The sequence below is a fragment of the Streptomyces sp. TAA486 genome (assembly GCF_000426165.1).
Genome location: NZ_AUEV01000002.1, coordinates 1 through 16,390, shown reverse-complemented (window position 1 = coordinate 16,390; position 16,390 = coordinate 1). Strand labels below are relative to the sequence as shown.

Annotated in this window: 19 protein-coding genes and 2 pseudogenes; 8 read left to right on the top strand and 13 right to left on the bottom strand. The window is 70.4% G+C overall.

Going from position 1 to position 16,390, the window contains the following annotated elements; genetic code table 11:
- Positions 1 to 252 precede the first annotated feature (252 nt).
- Entirely contained in the window at positions 253 to 726 is a 474-nt protein-coding gene (locus I004_RS38900; RefSeq protein ID WP_051344688.1) for a DoxX family protein, read from the top strand.
- A gap of 216 nt (positions 727 to 942) precedes the next feature.
- Positions 943 to 1,428 carry a DoxX family protein gene (locus I004_RS0104020; RefSeq protein ID WP_028434425.1) on the top strand — a complete coding sequence of 162 codons (486 nt, stop codon included), beginning with the start codon at positions 943 to 945 and terminating at the stop codon, positions 1,426 to 1,428.
- Positions 1,429 to 1,437: 9 nt separating this feature from the next.
- Here I004_RS0104020 and I004_RS40125 read toward each other — a convergent pair.
- Positions 1,438 to 1,770 (bottom strand): annotated as a pseudogene (locus tag I004_RS40125) (ArsC/Spx/MgsR family protein); the annotation flags it as partial.
- Between the two features lie 60 nt (positions 1,771 to 1,830).
- A pseudogene (locus I004_RS32055) lies at positions 1,831 to 2,796 on the bottom strand (helix-turn-helix domain-containing protein); the annotation flags it as partial.
- An 81-nt stretch (positions 2,797 to 2,877) separates the two neighbouring features.
- Between I004_RS32055 and I004_RS0104010 the strand changes: the two are divergent.
- Both I004_RS0104010 and I004_RS0104005 read left to right on the top strand, forming a co-directional pair.
- Positions 2,878 to 3,783: a hypothetical protein gene (locus I004_RS0104010; RefSeq protein ID WP_051344767.1), complete on the top strand. Its 906-nt coding sequence runs from the start codon at positions 2,878 to 2,880 to the stop codon at positions 3,781 to 3,783.
- Between the two features lie 100 nt (positions 3,784 to 3,883).
- Positions 3,884 to 4,315 carry a phosphatase domain-containing protein gene (locus tag I004_RS0104005; protein WP_028434423.1) on the top strand — a complete coding sequence of 144 codons (432 nt, stop codon included), beginning with the start codon at positions 3,884 to 3,886 and terminating at the stop codon, positions 4,313 to 4,315.
- A gap of 25 nt (positions 4,316 to 4,340) precedes the next feature.
- Here the strand turns inward: I004_RS0104005 and I004_RS0104000 are convergent, their stop codons facing one another.
- On the bottom strand, positions 4,341 to 5,129 hold the full coding sequence (locus tag I004_RS0104000) for an SDR family oxidoreductase (RefSeq protein WP_028434422.1): 789 nt from the start codon (positions 5,127 to 5,129) through the stop codon (positions 4,341 to 4,343).
- Positions 5,130 to 5,265: 136 nt separating this feature from the next.
- Positions 5,266 to 6,267, bottom strand: coding sequence for a LacI family DNA-binding transcriptional regulator (locus tag I004_RS0103995; RefSeq protein ID WP_028434421.1), 1,002 nt, complete (start codon positions 6,265 to 6,267; stop codon positions 5,266 to 5,268).
- A gap of 166 nt (positions 6,268 to 6,433) precedes the next feature.
- Here I004_RS0103995 and I004_RS32050 point away from each other — a divergent pair, with 166 nt between their 5' ends.
- On the top strand, positions 6,434 to 7,066 hold the full coding sequence (locus I004_RS32050; RefSeq protein ID WP_051344687.1) for a CGNR zinc finger domain-containing protein: 633 nt from the start codon (positions 6,434 to 6,436) through the stop codon (positions 7,064 to 7,066).
- A gap of 18 nt (positions 7,067 to 7,084) precedes the next feature.
- On the opposite strand, the gene I004_RS0103985 is transcribed toward I004_RS32050, so the two are convergent.
- From I004_RS0103985 to I004_RS32040, 7 genes are all read right to left on the bottom strand, one after another.
- Positions 7,085 to 7,759 (bottom strand): dienelactone hydrolase family protein, encoded by a 675-nt coding sequence (locus tag I004_RS0103985; protein ID WP_028434420.1) that lies wholly within the window; start codon positions 7,757 to 7,759, stop codon positions 7,085 to 7,087.
- A 165-nt stretch (positions 7,760 to 7,924) separates the two neighbouring features.
- Positions 7,925 to 9,772: a family 43 glycosylhydrolase gene (locus I004_RS32045; protein ID WP_051344686.1), complete on the bottom strand. Its 1,848-nt coding sequence runs from the start codon at positions 9,770 to 9,772 to the stop codon at positions 7,925 to 7,927.
- A 203-nt stretch (positions 9,773 to 9,975) separates the two neighbouring features.
- Positions 9,976 to 10,053 (bottom strand): 50S ribosomal protein bL37, encoded by a 78-nt coding sequence (locus I004_RS40120; RefSeq protein WP_484600488.1) that lies wholly within the window; start codon positions 10,051 to 10,053, stop codon positions 9,976 to 9,978.
- Between the two features lie 132 nt (positions 10,054 to 10,185).
- The gene (locus I004_RS40115) at positions 10,186 to 10,404 is read right to left on the bottom strand and encodes a BBE domain-containing protein (protein ID WP_028434419.1); all 219 of its coding nucleotides are present in this window, start codon (positions 10,402 to 10,404) and stop codon (positions 10,186 to 10,188) included.
- A 131-nt stretch (positions 10,405 to 10,535) separates the two neighbouring features.
- The gene (locus tag I004_RS40110) at positions 10,536 to 10,676 is read right to left on the bottom strand and encodes a hypothetical protein (RefSeq protein ID WP_158676995.1); all 141 of its coding nucleotides are present in this window, start codon (positions 10,674 to 10,676) and stop codon (positions 10,536 to 10,538) included.
- Between the two features lie 149 nt (positions 10,677 to 10,825).
- Positions 10,826 to 12,436: an FAD-dependent oxidoreductase gene (locus I004_RS0103965; protein WP_028434418.1), complete on the bottom strand. Its 1,611-nt coding sequence runs from the start codon at positions 12,434 to 12,436 to the stop codon at positions 10,826 to 10,828.
- Positions 12,429 to 12,944, bottom strand: a complete 516-nt coding sequence (locus I004_RS32040; protein WP_078510801.1) for a MerR family transcriptional regulator — start codon at positions 12,942 to 12,944, stop codon at positions 12,429 to 12,431. The genes I004_RS0103965 and I004_RS32040 overlap by 8 nt, the downstream gene beginning before the upstream one ends.
- Positions 12,945 to 12,990: 46 nt before the next feature.
- Here I004_RS32040 and I004_RS32035 point away from each other — a divergent pair, with 46 nt between their 5' ends.
- Together I004_RS32035 and I004_RS37965 are read left to right on the top strand one after the other, a co-directional pair.
- Positions 12,991 to 13,608, top strand: coding sequence for a methyltransferase domain-containing protein (locus tag I004_RS32035; RefSeq protein WP_037974988.1), 618 nt, complete (start codon positions 12,991 to 12,993; stop codon positions 13,606 to 13,608).
- A gap of 458 nt (positions 13,609 to 14,066) precedes the next feature.
- Positions 14,067 to 14,351, top strand: coding sequence for an MmcQ/YjbR family DNA-binding protein (locus tag I004_RS37965; RefSeq protein ID WP_078510800.1), 285 nt, complete (start codon positions 14,067 to 14,069; stop codon positions 14,349 to 14,351).
- A 12-nt stretch (positions 14,352 to 14,363) separates the two neighbouring features.
- Here I004_RS37965 and I004_RS32025 read toward each other — a convergent pair whose 3' ends face one another.
- Positions 14,364 to 14,891 carry an MBL fold metallo-hydrolase gene (locus I004_RS32025; protein ID WP_051344685.1) on the bottom strand — a complete coding sequence of 176 codons (528 nt, stop codon included), beginning with the start codon at positions 14,889 to 14,891 and terminating at the stop codon, positions 14,364 to 14,366.
- A gap of 44 nt (positions 14,892 to 14,935) precedes the next feature.
- Positions 14,936 to 15,385: a hypothetical protein gene (locus I004_RS0103940; RefSeq protein ID WP_028434417.1), complete on the bottom strand. Its 450-nt coding sequence runs from the start codon at positions 15,383 to 15,385 to the stop codon at positions 14,936 to 14,938.
- A 215-nt stretch (positions 15,386 to 15,600) separates the two neighbouring features.
- Here I004_RS0103940 and I004_RS40105 point away from each other — a divergent pair, with 215 nt between their 5' ends.
- Positions 15,601 to 15,816 carry an Lrp/AsnC family transcriptional regulator gene (locus I004_RS40105; protein ID WP_106965258.1) on the top strand — a complete coding sequence of 72 codons (216 nt, stop codon included), beginning with the start codon at positions 15,601 to 15,603 and terminating at the stop codon, positions 15,814 to 15,816.
- Positions 15,817 to 16,390 lie beyond the last annotated feature (574 nt).

Here is a 16,390-nt window from a genome sequence, read left to right as displayed (position 1 = left end):
ACGCACGATCCGATGGGCCCGGCCGCGAGGGGACGCCTCGCGGGCCGGGATGTTGACCATGATGGACAACTGTCTGCGCTGCTTACCGAGCACGTGATACGCAAATGGCAAGCCCCGGCGCTGCGCGCACGGGTGCCGCCCTCGCTTCCGCTGTGGCGAGGGAGTTCCGCCGCGGGTGTGCCGGTGGTAGAAGGTCAGCTGCCGGGCTGCCCCGGTCAACCGCTTGTGCACCGTCCGCAGAAGGAGTCCATCATGGCGAACGCGAGCGGCATTCCGCCGACCTCCCACGCAGGTTCACCGGCCGCCCGTACCTCACGTCCCAAGGGTCCGGCCCGCATTGCCCTCGAAGTCGTCCTGTGGGCTGTTCAGCTGTCCGTGGCCTACTTCATGATCACCATCGGCGCGATTCCCGCGCTGACCGCCGACTCGGGCGCAAAGGGCACGTTCGAGGAGATCGGCTTCGGCCTCTGGCTCATGTACCTGACCGGTGCGCTGGAACTGCTCGGTGCCATCGGTCTCATCACACCGTGGTTCTCGGGCCTCGCCGCGCTCGGCCTGATGTGCGTGATGGCGGGTGCGTGCCTGAAGCATCTGACGCTTGACGACGGCAAGTTCGTCGAGACTCCGGCCATGCTCCTCTTCGCCCTCGCTCTCGTCGTCGTCGGTCGGTGGTCGACGGTGAAGAAGCTGGGCACGTGGCTGACGGGAGGAGTGGACCGGCGCTGAGCCGACGGCGCAGCGCGGCCGGTGTCCGTCCCCGCTCCGGCGAGAACGGACACCGGCCGCGCCAGGCCGCGCCCCGGGGGAGTATCGATCCCCGGCCCGCGTCGCGCCGCGAACAAGCTCGCGTGAACAGGCTGCCGCCGCCGCGATGAGAAACGTGCGGCAGCCGGGTCTGCTCCAGGTGTGTACGTCCCGTACGCGCCCTGAGAGGAGACCGTCATGAACCAGTCACCCGGAGCACCCTCCGGATCCCCGGCATCCGCCTCGGGCCCGGCGCCAGTCCCGGCGCGCGCGGTCCGTCACGACCGCGTCAAGCACATCTCCCTGCTCGCGCTGCAGGTGATCCTCGGCCTGTTCTTCGTCATCGCCAGTGCCGTTCCCAAGCTGATCGCCCATTCCTCCGCGGTCGAGGGCTTCGAGGAGATCGGCTTCGGCATGTGGTTCATGTACCTGGTCGGCGTCCTGGAACTGGCCGGCGGGATCGCCCTGGCCACACCGTGGCTCTCAGGACTCTCGGCGCTCTCACTCATCGGCTTGATGATCGGCGCGTTCATCACCCAACTGGCCGTCTTCGACGGTGAGTACGCCGCCACGCCGCTGCTGATGATCGTGCCGCTGGCCCTCATCGCATGGGGTCGCAGGGACACTCTCACCGCACTGCCGGGGCTGCTGCGGGGCAACGGACGTGGCGGAACAGCCAGTTGAGCGCAGGCCTCACCCCAGTACGGACTTGACCGACTCCGGCGAGCGGCCCACGACGGCACTCCCGTCGTCAGCGGTGATGATCGGCCGCTGGATCAGTGAGGGGTGGGCCGCCAACGCGTCGACCCACCGGGCGCGGTTGTCCGCATCGCGCGGCCAGGACTCCACGCCCAGTTCGCCCGCGACGGGCTCGCCGGTGCGGGTGATGTCCCAGGGCTCCAGACCCAGACGCAGCAGCACGTCTTCCAGCTCCCGCGCACTCGGCGGCTCCTCCAGGTAGCGGCGGACGGTGTACTCGGCGCCCTCCTCGTCCAGCAGCGACAGCGCCGAACGGCACTTGGAACAGGCGGGGTTGATCCAGATCTCCATACTCCGGTCCTTTCTTCGGGCCTGTTTGCGCTCGCCGCCTGCCAACGGCGTCCCGGCGTGGAACGTCCGGCGGTGAGCGGCTGGGGCGACGCCGCGGCGGGCTGCGAAGTGATGACGCAAGGTGTCCGCGCTGCCGAAACCGGAACGGGCCGCCACGGCCTCAACCGGCAGCGAAGTGTTCTCCAGCAGCTCCTCGGCGAGCTGGAGACGCTGGTCGAGGATCCACCGGTGCGGGGTGGTGCCGGTCGCTTCCTTGAACCTCCGGGCAAATGTGCGCGGCGACATGGCGACGCGTGCGGCCAGGTCCTCCACGGTCAGCGGTCGGTCCAGATGCGCCTGGATCCAGTCGACCAGCTCCGTCATGCCGTACCCGGCGCGTGCTTCGGGCAGGGGCATCTCGACGAACTGAGCCTGCCCGCCCGCGCGATGGGCCGGCACGACCATCCGCCGCGCCAGTGCGTTGGCGGTAGCAGCACCGTGCTCCCGGCGCACCAGGTGCAGACAGGCGTCTATCCCGGCCGCCGCTCCGGCGCTGGTAAGCACCGGGCCGTCCTCCACGTAGAGCACGGCGCTGTCCACCTGGATGCGGGGATGGAGGCGAGCGAGACGGCCGGCGAACTGCCAGTGCGTGGCGGCCCTCCGGCCGTCGAGGATTCCCGCCGAAGCCAGCAGGAAGGCACCGGAGCACACCGACAGGACGCGGGCCCCGCGGGCGACAGCTTCGCGCAGCGCGTCGAGCAGTGGCTCCGGCGGGTCCCTCTCCAGCTGCGGCCATGCCGGAACGGTGACGAGGTCCGCCTGCGCGATCCGCTCCGGGCCGTGCGCGATCTGGAGGGTGAAGCCCGACGTCGTCGGGACGGGGCCTGGCCGTGTGCCGCACAGCGCGAACTCGTGCACGGGGAGACCGTCGTCCGAGCGGTCCAGCCCGAAGACCTGAGCGACCACCCCCAGCTCGAAGGCGGCGGCCTGCTCACCGACGAGGGCGACGACATTCCGAAGCACCCGCTCATCATGGCAGGAAATGCCCGAGCCATGGCAGTCCTGCCACTGTCTCTTCCTTCCGGGCGGCAGCAGGATCCCGGTATGAAAGCACCTGCGAACAGGCACATAACGGACTCCGCTGCCGGCGCCTTCCCGCTTCCCGGCCTTCAAGATGGCCCCGCCACCGTGGCCGTCCCCGCACCCGGAAGCGGCCCGCAGAGCTGGGCCGGGGCGCCCAGCGCGCAGTGGGACACCGATGGCTCGCTCCTGCTCGCCTACCGCATACGGGCCGAAGAGGACCACAACGTCATCGCGCGTTCCGTGGACGGCACCACGTTCACCACGCTCGCCGTGCTCACCCGCGAGCGGCTGGGCGCCGCGATGGTCGAGCGCCCCGCACTCGTGCGCACCGAAACCGGCACCTGGCGGCTGTACGTGAGCTGCGCGACGCCGGGTAGCAAGCACTGGTGGATCGGCGTGACCGAGGCGGCCAGCCCTGAAGGCCTCGCGGACGCACCCGTACGCCCCGTCTTCGAGGGAGACCGGCGGACAGCCGTGAAGGACCCCGTCATCCGGAGAACGGGAGACGGGTGGCAGGCATGGCTGTGCTGCCACCCCCTGGACGAACCCGGCGAGGAGGACCGGATGTTCACCGGGTACGCCACCAGCCGTGACGGGCTGCAATGGCAGTGGCATGGCACGGTGCTCACCGGAACACCCGGCACATGGGACGCGCGGGGCGCACGCCTGACCAGCGTGCTGCCGGACGGACGGGCCACGTACGACGGACGGGCCTCCGCGCAGGAGAACTGGTCCGAACGCACCGGCCTGGCCGCGCCGGCGGAGTCCGGCGGCAGCCCTCTCCTGAATGCGGCCGGGGACGGTCCCGTCCGCTCCGTGCGCTACCTCGAGGTCCTGGCCGAGCCGCAGGGCGGCTACCGCATCTTCTACGAGGCGCCGCTCGCGGACGGAAGTCACGAACTGCGCACCGAATCGGTCCCCGCGTGACTGGCCGTGCCGACGGCGTCCCGCTAGCGGGGAAGCGGTGCGAGTCCGCCGGCATCGCACGCGAGGCGCAAGCCGCAGAGCACGGGGCTAGCCTTGTCCGGTGAGCGAGACATGGGAGCCGGCCGGTGCCGGTGTGCTGCGTCTTCCGTCGGGACGTCTCGTGCGCGGACGCGGTCTTCGCCGTCCGCTTCCGCCCGGTCCCGAGCCCGCCTTCTCGGTCTTCCTGCTCGGCAAGCAGCCGCCCCAAGTGGCCTGGGATTCCCGGTGGTTGCGCTGGCCGGACTTCCGGCTGCCGACGTGCCGTATGCAGGCCCTGGCCCTGCTGAGCGAGGCATGGTCGCGGGCGGAGGCCGAGCGCGTCGAGGTGGCGTGCGGCGGAGGGCGGGGACGCACGGGCACGGCGCTGGCCTGTCTGGCCGTGCTCGACGGCGTTCCGGCCGGGGAGGCGGTCGCCTTCGTGCGCCGTCACTACGACCCTCGCGCCGTGGAGACGCCATGGCAGCGTCGCTACGTGCTGCGCTTCACGAGGTGATCCGGCGCCGAGCCACCCCGCCCGGTCACGCCCCAGCGCTCTGGAGGAGGTCCGGGTCCCGTCCCAGGACCGTGCGTCCGCCGTCGACAGGAAGCGTGACGCCCGTGATGTAGGCGGCCTCGGGCGAGAGCAGATGCGCGACGGCCGAGGCGACCTCCTCCGGGAGACCGGTCCGTCCCAGCGGATGCAGATCGCGCATCTCCGCCTCGACGCGCGCCGCGACGTCCGGTTGCTGCGCGGCGAGAAGCGATGCGTAGCGTTCCGTGCCGATCGATCCCGGCGCGACGGCGTTGACGCGGATCCCGTGCGGCCCGTACTCGACGGCCAGCGCGCGGGTGAGTCCCTCGATGGCGGCCTTCGCCGTCGCGTACGGGGTGCAGCCGGGAACGGGACGGCGCGCCTGGTGCGAGGTGATGTTGACGACGGACCCCCGCGTGTCTTCCGCGAGGAACCGTCGTACGGCGGTGGCGCACCCGGTGACCGCGGGGTCCATGACGGCCGATATCAGTTCCAGGACCGTCCGCGTCGGAGAGGTGCCGAGCGAGGCGTCGCGGAAGAGCGCCGCATTGTTGACCCAGCCGCGAAGGGTGCCCGCCGACTCCGCGAGGTCCGCGGCATGTTCCGTCACGGCTTCGTCGGAGGCGCTTCCCTCCACGAACGTGACGCGCGAGCGGGCCGGATGCTCCTCGGTCCACCGCATGGAGTCCGCATCCAGTTCGACCGCCACGACGCTGTGGCCGTCGGCGAGCAGGCGCTCCACCACTGCCCGGCCGATGCCGCGCCCTCCTCCTGTCACCACGTAGGCGCTGCCCATGGATGCGGTCTCTCCTTCGCCTCGCCTTGCGCGTACGGGGGCAGCCTCACCCGCCGCGCATCGCCTGTCAACAGCATTTGTCGAAGCACTTCGATGTCGAGGCGGCGCGCATCTGTGGTGATCCGCCCCGGGGTCTTCAGATGGAGCCCCGCCGGACGAGTTCCAGCCGCAGCGTGACTTCCCGTACAGCCGAGGGCGCTCCGCCCATGCGCTGCATGAGCAGCTCCGCCGCGGCGCGGCCGGAGTCCTCCAGCGGCTGCCGGACCGTCGTCAGGTCCAGCGCCTGCGCCAACTCGGTGTCGTCGAAGCCACCCACCGCCAGGTCTCCCGGCACGTTGAGACCGAGCCTGCGTGCTGCACGTAGCGCACCGGCGGCGAGGGTGTCGTCGCCGGCGAACAGGGCGGCGGGCCGGTGCGGCCCGGACAGCAATTCCTCCGCCGCGGCCGCCGCCTGCTCAAGTCCGTGCTCCGTGAAGCGGACGCTCCCTGACGGGAGTTGGTGCCCAGCATCGTGCAGAGCCGCCCGGAACCCCGCCAGCCGACGCTGTCCGGGAGAGACGTATGCGTCGGACTGCTGGGACTCGCCGAGAAACCCGAAGCTGCCATACCCGCGCTCGAGCAGGTGCTCCGCCATGAGACGGCCGCCCTCGGCGTCGTCCGTGTGGACGGAGTCGAAGCCGGGACGGCTCACATCCATCAGCACGACCGGCAGCCCCAGGCCGGTGAGTCGTTCGGCCGCGCTGTCCTCCATGGGGAGGCTCACGACGATGAGCCCGTCCAGCCGTCCCGTCAGGGGCAGCCCGGCGAGCAGGGGGGAGGGGGAGCGGGCCGCCGAGGGGTGGTCGAAGACGACGACTTCCAGGGGCCGGTTACCCACTGCCTGAAGCACCCCCCGCAGGCGCCGTGCCACCGAGGGATACGAGGTGTACGGGGCGATCACCCCGATCCGGCCTACTCCCTTGCGGGCCTTGGCCACCGCGTCCGGCTTGGGTGTGTAGCCGAGGCTGTCCGCGGCCTGGAGGACCCGCTGCCGCGTACGGTCACTGACCCGGGCGGGCGTGTTGAGCGCCAGCGACACCGTCGAGATGCTCACCCCCGCCTCGGAGGCGACGTCGTAGATGGTGGCCCGGCGCGGCAACTTCCCTCAGCTCTCCTCGACTTCGGAGCGTGACCACGGCATCGTACCGGGGCGCCGTGCGAACGCGTCTGAAAGCCACCCAAGAGCCATCCGATCAGCCAGATCAGGCGCAGACGCTTCGCGGCGGGAATGGATCCCGACCCGTGAAACCACTTATAGTGGTTACATGACAGAGGCGGCCAACGGGCTCGTCCTCCGCTCGCCGGAGGGCACACGTTTCGTTTTCGACGCCGGGGCGCTGTGTCTGGAGTTCCTCACCACCGGCGGTCCCGGCGCCTCCTCCCACGACGAGACGCTGCGCACGCCGGACGACCTGGCCGAATGGTGCGCCGCATCCCGGCTCCGACTTGCCCCCGGTGACGTGCACATCAGCCGCAACGAGTTCCGAGCCGCCCGATGGCTGCGCGATGCGTTGTCCCGCCTCGCTCGTGCCGTGGCGCACGGCCGCCCCCCGCATCCCCGGGACGTCGATGAGGTGAACCAGGCGGCTCAGCTGCCGCCTCTCGTCCCGCAGATCGCCGCGGACGGGAAGCACAGCAGCCACCTTCCCGGCGACGCCTTCCAGGTGCTCTCCTCCGTCGCCCGCGACGCCGTCGAGCTCTTCACGGGGCCCCTCGCCGCGCGGGTCCGCGAGTGCGCCGCCCCCGACTGCTCGCTCGTCTTCGTCGACACCTCCCGCCCTGGGCGGCGCCGGTGGTGCGCCATGGAGCGGTGCGGCAACCGGCACAAGGTGCGTGCGCTGCGTGCCCGGCGCGGAACGGAGACGCACGACGCGGGAGCCGAGGCCGCCGCGTCCTGATGTCCGGGCCCGCGCGGGTTATCGCAGGCCGTTGCCGCCCGGCCGTGCTTCGGCTGCGTAAAGGAACCAGTCATGGGCTGCGGCCGCGACCTGCTCCAGCGCACCCGGCTCTTCGAAGAGGTGCGTCGCACCCGGCACGACCTGGATCCGGTGCTCGGGGTGGAGTTGCTGTGCCGCATCCTGGTTCAGCTGCAACACCTGCTCGTCGCGCCCTCCGACCAGCATCAGCACGGGCACATCGACCCGTCCCAGAGCGTCACCCGCCAGGTCGGGCCGCCCGCCGCGCGAGACGACGGAGACGACGGGCCCGGACCGTGCCGCAGCGGCGGCCAGCGCCGCCGCAGCGCCCGTGCTCGCACCGAAGAGGTGCACGGGGAGCGCCTCGGTCACCGGGTACTTGCCGAGCCAGTCGACCGTCGCCACCGTCCGCTCGGCGAGCAGAGCGATGTCGAAGCGGTACTGCCCTGTCACCGCGTCGGTGCGCTCCTCCTCTTCGCTGAGCAGATCCGTCAGCAAGGTCGCCCACCCCTGCCGCCGCAGGTCCTCGGCGACCGCGCGGTTGCGCGGGCTGTGCCGGGAGCTGCCGCTTCCGTGCACGAACAGCACCACGCCGCGCGGGGATGGGGGTACCTCCATGTCGCCCGGGAGTTCCACACTGCCGGGCACCGCCACCGAGACCGTCTCCGAGATCATCAGCGTCTTCCCTTCGGGCTCGCGGTCCTTGCCCTCCGGGGTAGCCGGGCAGCCGCCGTGTCATGCACGTACGGACCCGCTGTACGGCGCCGGCCGCGCCAGGCCGTCCCGCCGGGAGGGCCTGGCCCTGGCTCTGTCCGCCTACCGGCGGGGCGGCCGTGGTGCTCAGCGCTTGTAGAGGCGGAAGTAGTCGAACTGAGCCGTCGCTCCCTTCCCGCCCATCGAGGCCAGCCCGAAGCGCAGCCGCTCCCCGGCGGGAACCGTCCATGTGCCGCCCGCGATCCACTTCTGCCCGTCGCGGCTGGTGAAGGCCTGGACGCGGTGCTCGCCGCCCGCCGCAGCGGTCGTGTGCTTCAGACGCAGCCAGGTGGTGCGCGCCGGCGGGCCGACGGACGTGGAGCCGTAGGCGATGTCGTCCGCGTAGGGCTCCTCCTTGCCGTACTCGGTCTGCCGGGTGTTCCAGATGGCGGCGTGCGCCAGGCGCAGATACCTGTCGTCGCCGGCATAGGCGACCAGCCCGGCCTGCTGATAGTTCCGTACGGTCTGCTCGCCCAGGTCGATGGTCAGCTTCGTCTCCACCGTGAAGTCGCTGCGTGGCACCTCCCGCAGCATCAGCGACGCCGTGTTCTCGTCCTTGTGCAGCTCGGCGTCCTGCGTGGGCCAAACGTAGTGGCCGCCGGCCACGCGGCCAGCGGGCTCGCGCACCCACTGCCATCCGGGGCCGGGTTGCCCGCCGTCGAACTCGTCGCTGCGGGAGGGATCCAGGCGGCCCGGCCGCGGGACCACTGAGCCGGCGCCCTGTACGCCGTCGGAACGCTGAACACCCTTGCCCCCGGCTGCCCTTGGAGAGGCGACGGGCGCGAGCTGCCGGCCCTGAGAGGCTCCCTCGCCTCCACGCACGGCGGGCCACCCGCCGCTCCAGTCGAGGCGGTCGATGAGCATCGGGCGGCGGTTGATGCCGAAGGATTCGTCCAGGTACGGCTGGGCGCGGTCGATGGCGTGGTAGACCATCCAGTCCTGCCCGGCGAAGTCCCTCACCACGGCGTTGTGCCCGGTGCCCACCCACCGGTTGCCGTTGGGCGTGAGCGCGATCGTCCCGCCCGTGCGGGAGGCCGTGAGCGGCGTGCCTTCCCGGTCGGTGAAGGGACCCCGCACCGAGCGGGATCGGCCGACAAAGACCGAGTAGCCGGTCGTCGGCCCGGCGCAGCAGTCGCCGGACGACGCGAACAGATACCACCAGCCGCCCCGCCGGACGACGTAGGCGCCCTCGAACCGGTTGTCCGTCGCGACCTTCGTGGGGCGGCCCTTGGTACGGGTGCCGTCGTCGGACAGCTCCGTCACGTGGATCCCGCCGTAGTACGAGCCGTAGTACAGATAGCGCCGCCCGTCCGGGGTGACGACGTGCGCCGGGTCGAACGTCCAGAGGAAGTCGTCCTGTCCGCCGCTGCCGTGCCGCGGCGCGACCACCGGTTCGTCATGGCTCTTCCAAGGGCCTGCCGGGCTCGGGGCGGTGGCCACGCCGATGGCGCTGTCGTCCTGCTCGCCGGTGACCTTCGTCTGCGTGGCGACGAAGTAGAGCCAGTAGCGGCCGTCGTGGTAGCTGATGTCCGGCGCCCAGTAGGCCGCGTCCTTGGCCGCCCACACCGGTTCGTTGTGCTCACCGAGCGCGTCATTGACGTACGACCAGTGCACCAGATCGGTCGATCGCGCAACGGGCAGAGAGTGCGACTCGCCCTCGCCGCTGCGCAGCGGATCCGTGGTTCCGAAGGCGTACCAGTAGCCGTCCTTGCCGCGGATGACAGCGGGATCGGCGAAGGTGTCGGCGAAGCCGCGCGAGACCGGATTGACGTAAGTGTGCCGGGAGGCGCCTTCGGCCGCGGCCTCCGCCGGGGACGGCTGCGGGTCGGCGGAGGCGGTGGGGCCGAACGCCTGCGGCAGACCGGCGGCGATGACGAGCAGGGCTGTCCCTGCCGCGGCCTGGCGGATGCGGGACCCGGTTCTCCGTGCTCTCACGTGTCCTCCCGGACGCTGTCGGCGGCAGAGCATGTGTACTGCGTCGCTACAACGTTGTAAAGACGGGAGGCCGTGACTGTTGCGCCAGCGGCGCACATTGCCCGCACACACAGGCGGCCGCCCACCGCTCGTTTCCGTGCGGTGGGCGGCCGTTCAGCGTCCCGTGCGGCCGGGATCCGGCCCGGCCAGCGTGGGACAGACCCTCAAGTCTGGGGCTTGCGGCCGTGGTTGGCAGCGTTCTTGCGACGTGCCTTCTTCTTACGACGGCGCTTCGACGACATGTCGACTCCTCTCTGAAGTGATTTGTCTTGGGCGGATCCGTGCGCAGGGGATCACGATCACGTGGGCACGTACCCGGCTACGAGGACACCATCCACTCTCACAGCATTCCGCACCGGGGGTCCGGCGCCGGGTCACCCCTGGATGCTCTGGGCGAAGGAGAAGAAGTCGCCGGGGTCGTACGTCCGCTTCACCCGGGGCAGACGAGGATAGTAGGCCCGCTGCCAGGACCGCAGATCCGGGTCGATGCAGTTGTGGTACGCGCCGCCGTTGCCGTACGGCTTCAGCTCGCGCGTCAGTTCCGCCAGTGCTTGCTGACGCGGAACCGGGGAGCCTCGTCCTGCTCGGCCCACGTGGTCTGGGATGCCAGCAGGAATCGTGCGGAACGGTGGATGAATGCCGTCTCGCGAGGCCAGGTGTCCGAGATGGCTCCGCCCCACGCGAACAGGGCGATGTTCGCACCGTCGGGATTCGCGCTGCCGATTCACTCGTCGACCGAGTCCGTGAGCGCCTCCACCCCGCGTTGCGGCAGCGGCCAGCCGAATCCCGCGAGGTCGCCCGGCCACGACCGTGGCCGCCGCCGCTTGCTCGCTCCCAGTACCCACCCGGTGCTGACTGTCCGCATCGTTCACCTTCCATGCAGAAGATCGTTCTGTGCCGCGTCAGCGGTCTGGGGGTCAGGTGCGGTCTGTGCCGTTGAGGCGGGGCGGGTTCCGGCCGGTTCGTGCGCAGGTGGGGTGCGTCGTATTTGGGCATCTTTGCATCTGGTTCGCGTCATCGGCGGGGCAGGCTGGGCCAGGTTCGTTCGATGCCCTCGCGTTCGAGGAGCCGGCAGAAGTCTTCGCGCAGTGTTGCCTGTTCGTGGACTTGGTGGGGCTCGGTGCCGCGTTCGAGGCAGAACGCGGCGAGCAGGGAGGAGGCTTCGCCGATGTTCCATTCGACGGGGTGGAGTCGCAGGCAGCCGTTGGAGATGTGTGTGGTGCCCGCGTTCTTGCATGCGGGCAGCAGGTTGCGCATCCGCACGGGTAGCAGGGCGCCGAGGGGGATCTCGAAGGGGACGCTGTCGATGTCGATGTAGTTGTCGCCGCCTGTGGAGGGGTGGAGGTCGATGCGGTAGGAGCCGATGCCGACCGAGTCCTCGTAGTGCGGGCCACCGCCGGGGCCCACCACGTCCGCGGCTACGTGGTTCTCGGTGACGGTGCGCAGTGCCCGTATGCGGCGTGACTCGCGGATGTAGGGGGCCTTGGCCAGACCGTCCGCCGTGCCTGTCACCTCCGGTCGCAGCCGCAGGCCGGGGAAGCCGGTGCCGCCGTCCCTGCGTGGTGCCTCGGTCTGCAGCCAGTGCAACAGCGAAAGGCTCAACTGGCGTGCCTGGTCCAGGTGATGGGCGGCTTCCTGCTCGCTCGTCTCCACGATAGGGCCCAGCCAGTAGTCGTTCATCGGCCAGTTCACCAGCGTGATGTCGGAGCCGAAGGAGCCGGGGGTGTGCAGACCGGCGGCGAGGATGCGGCGGAACATCCATAGCTCCCGGTCGCCGTTGTCGCGTGCGGGGTCGGCGAGTTCGTCGATCGGGTCGCCCGGCGGGTTCGGGTCCAGCCACCGCTCGTAGGGCTCCTGTGTGCTCGGTATGGGTGCGCGGAAGCCGAGCAGCGGTCCCGGCCAGAATTCCGGCTTGTAGGCGCGCCAGTGTTCGTAGGAGGCGGGGCGGCCGATGGTGTGGTCCTCCCCGTCGTGGTGGGAGAGGGCGAAGGTCACTGTGAAGCTTTGGATGTTGTCCGACTGCGCCTCGGCCGGGGCATGCGGTTCGCCGTGTTCGCCGGCGCCCTCGGCTCCGATGACGTACTCGGCACCGGCTGCCGGAAGCACATCACCGTGCTCCGTGGCGTCCAGGAAGAACGGCGCGCACACCGAGAGGGCCTCGCCGTCGGGCCCGGCGACCTGCAGGGCCTCCACCCAGTCGCCGTCGCGGACGGCGGCGGTCACGCGGTGACGCAGCAGCACCTTCAGACGCTGCGCCGCCACGTACGGGGCGAGACGGGCCTCGATCACGGCGAGTGCGGCGCGCGGCTCGTGGCAGAGGCCGGACACCCGCGCGGCGCCCGGGTTGAGGGAGCGCCAGGCTCTGGCCCGCTCGGTGAGCGGATACCAGGTGCGGTAGTAGGAGCGGATGTCATCGCGCAGCTGCCGGTAGGAGGCCGTGCAGCCGAACTGCTCGATCCAGGGGTGCTCGTCCGGAGGCACGGCCTGCGAGGTGAGCTGACCTCCGAGCCAGTCGGTCTCCTCGATCAGCAGCACCCGGTGTCCGCGGCGGCACGCGGCCAGCGCCGCTGCCACTCCTCCCAGGCTGCCGCCGGCGACGACGAGGTCCACTCGTATCTCACGCATGCCCGCCGTGCTCTCCTTCTGTACTGGTGTAAGGGAGCCGCACCGGCTGCGGCCAGAAGAGTCCCTTTCCAGGTGAGGGCACTTCATGACCGTGCTCGGCGGCGAGTTCCTCGAAGGAGACACCCGCGAGAGTGCGCTCGAGGGTCTCGACCATGAACGGGCAGCCGGTGACGGGGTGTTCGGCCGGGCACTCCAGGGCGTGCTGCAGGAAGTGCCGCGCGCCCTCGGCCCGGGCGATCAGTTCCTCCAGCGCGGCGAGGGTTCCGTCCACGGTCTGGCGCCACTGGTCGCCGGCGTCGTACAGGACGGCACGGGTGTCCTCCAGACTCAGTCCCAGACGCCGCATGAACTGCACGAATGCGAGCATGTGCAGCTCCTGCGGCCCGTACATGCGCCGGCCCCCGTGCCGGGCGGCCGGTGTGACGACGCCCCGCTCCTCGTAGTAGCGCAGCGCCGAGGTGGCCACGCCGACCCTGCGCGCTGCTTCGCCGATTCCCACGAGCTCCATGGGCGTCATTTGACTTCAAGCCGACTTGAAGCGCCAGGGTGGCGTCATGGACACCGACGCACACTCGTGGGCTGCCGGCAGGCCCGTCACCTCGCCCTTCGCCCGTCCCGCCGGCGTCGCCGGGCGCCTGGCCGGGAGGTTCATGCTGTGGACCAACAAGCAGGACGATGTGCTGGACCTCCTCGACGTCCGGCCCGGAGACGCCGTGCTGGAGATCGGGTACGGGCCGGGCGCCCTGGTGCGTCTGCTGGCCGCCCGGACCGGCGCCGCCACCATCCGCGGGGTCGATCCGTCACCGGATATGCGCCGGGCCGCGGCCCGCACCAACCGCGCGGCCGTACGCGCCGGGCGGGTCTCCCTCGGTCTGGGCACGGCGGCGGAGACGGGCGAGGAGGGCCGTAGCGCTGACCGTGTCGTGAGCGTCAACAACGTGGCGCTGTGGCCCGACCTGGAGGCCGGGGTGCGGGAGGTGCACCGCGTGCTGCGTCCGGGAGGCCAGGCGGTCATCGCCTGGCACGGCGGCAGTTCACCGGGCCGCATCGCACGCAGCCTGCGTCTGCCGGACGAGCAACTGGAGCGAATCGAGGGGACGCTGGCCGATGCGTTCTCCGAGGTGCGACGCACCCAGCTGCGCAACCTGGTCGCTTTCACCGCAGTGCGCTGACCTCGGCGACCTTGCCGACGGAACCATCAAGGTCGAGGTGTGGGACGCCATCGGTCCTGGCTCCAGCACCCTCGGCACAGAGGACTCCTCGTTCGTCATGACCCCCTTCAGCTGAGAGGCACACCTGGCGCGGCGGCTCCATCGACCGACGATGCTCACCAACAGCCAGCAGATGCCGGGTTATTCAGACCAGCTTGCTCGTCCGTCTCCGGCCCTCTCTCAAACGGTCAGACGTTGATGGTCAGGCCGTCGTGTGCGGTGTCCCACCCAGTCAGGTCCGCCTCGAGCGTGGTGGGGGAGAGGTGGGTGAGGATCAGCCGTGTCTCCAGCCGCTCGCGGTGTCCTCGAGCGTGGCGAGATCGAAGTGCCAGCGCACGGCGGTGGGGAGTAGTCCTCACACAGGAACAGGTCGTCGATGAGTGCGTCGGTCCACACGCGATCGCAGTTGAGCTCCGAGCATGAGCCGAAGGGGCCGGGGACGCCCACCGATCAGTAGTTGTCCGCGTCCCCGCGGGCCACGATCCGCTCGCCCGGCATCCCTGAAGGCCGCCCCGGGTGAGCAGGAGGCCTTGGTTCAATCCGATCCGGAGCGCTACTACGTTCCCGCCCACCTCGGGGCCAAGGGCTGGGTCGCCGTACGCCTGGACCTGTCCACCGTCGACTGGGATGAGATCGGCGAACTGGTCACGGAGGCCTACCGGCTCCAAGCTCCCCGAGGTCTCGCGGCGCGGATCGATCCGTAACCCCCGCGGGGATTAACTCCATTCGGTGTCGCCGGAGCAGGCGATGCGTGCCTGGCTGTCGGTGTCTGCGACGCGGATCGCATACGAGGGTGCTCCGGCTGCGTGGCGCACCTCGTAGGGGACCGCGGTGAACCGGCCCGTCGCCCAGGGGGTGCGTTCCTGGTGTTCGAGGACGCGCACCGCGAAGCGGCGCGTCACTTTCGTGGAGCCGGGGAAGCCGGCCTCCGTCGCCTCATTCAGGCGGCGCTGCGTCCCTGGCGGTCCGGCCACGGTCAGATCCCGGGTGCGGTGGCGGAACTGTCCGTCGAGGATCAGGGACACGATCCCGCCGAAGTGGTCTGCGTGGAGGTGGGTGACCAGCAGGGTCTCGATGGAGTTCGTATCGAATCCCTGCTGCTTGAGGGCGGTGGCGCTGGTGGCGCCGCAGTCGATGAGCGTGTGGGAAGCGGCCCGGGCATCGTCGGGTCCGAGGGCGATGCAGGTCTGGAAGCGACCGCCGGATCCGAAGGCGTCACCGCTGCCCACCACCGTGACCCGCATGCTTCCCCGCTCCTTCCTCTCCGCCGCTTTGTAGGTCCTGCCGGCTAAGTGCTGTGGTCGAGCAGGGCGGCCAGCCGCCGCAGGGCGTGCTGGTTGCCGCGCCGCAGCAGCCACCTGATCAGGGGCGCGGCCAGCCGTTCACTCAGGGGTGCACTCTGCCAGGCGTATTTGAAGAAGATGCGCGTGCCGCCGCCCGGAAGCTCTTTGAGGAGGTACGTGCCATGGGCGACACGGCGTCCGACGGCGCCGGTGTTGCGCTCCACGATCCGCAACGGGCGCTGCGCCGCGACGACTTCGATGTCGATGCTCTCGCTGCGGCCGACGACGACGGCCGTCACGCGGGCCGTGGCGCCGACACCGCGCGCGGGGCCGGAGCAGTCCCAATCGCGCAGCATGTGGTCGGTGAACTCCTCGTGCGCCGCGAGGAGGTCGAGGACGTCGTAGACCTCTTCCCGTACCTGGGGCACGTCGACGTGCACAACTACCGGTCGCACAGGCCTCTCCGAAGCATCTCGGTCAGCAGATTGCCTCACCATGACAGCTCAGCGACGATGACCGCACCATTACCACCCACCCACAGAGCAATCTGCGCAGCAGGCGGGTCCGGCCGGGACAGCGAGGTCAAGCACAGTGACAGGCGAGGAACCCCTCGACGTCTCGACGCGAAGCTGCTGCTGGCGTTCAGCGACGAGCCCCGCGCACCCGTGGCCTGGCCCAGCGCCTCGGACTCTCCCGTAACACCGTCCAGGCCAGGCTCGGAAAACTCCAGCGTTGTGGCGTCCTGCGTTCTTTCGAACGGCGTATCGATCCGGCGGCTCTCGGTTATGTGTTCTGGGTCGTGGTCGCCACGCGCGTGACGCGGCGCGGGCTCGAGGGGCCGGCCGACGCCTTCGCTCGCGTTCCCCGGTTTCTGGTGGGGTTTTAGGTGGTGGTGCGGTTTATCCAGATGATGCTTACCAGGACGGTGAGGGGGATGGAGATCATGGCGAGGAGTTGGAGTGGGCCGGCGGTGTTGAGGGAGTCCCAGAACTTCTGTGTTCTGGTCGGTCTGTCTGCTGTGCGGGTGCGGGTGCGGGTGCGGGTGCGGGGTTGGGTGTGGGGTTGGGGGTGTGGGCGGGTGGGGGCCTTGGTGTGGGGGGTGTGTGGGGTGGTTTCGCCGATGGTGGGGGCCGGGAGGGGCGTCGGCTGGTGATGCGTCTCGGGTGCGGGTGCGGGTGGGGCGGTGCTGGACACTGCTGTCGGTGCGGGCCGGGTCTGGGTCTCGGCGTGGGTTGTTGCGCTGAACGCGGGTGCGGTCACCGCCGGTTCGGGGGGTGTGCCGGGGTGTGGTGTGGTGTCGGGGAGGGGTATGGGGATCGCCGGTCCCGGAGCCGGCTCGGGCTGAGCATCCTGGTGTGCGGCGGGTGTTGTTGTTGTGTCCTGGGGGGCCCAGGGTTCCTCCGCGGCGGGTGCCGCAGCTGTTTCTGTGCCGGTGGTGGCTGCTTGTGGGCGAGGGGAGT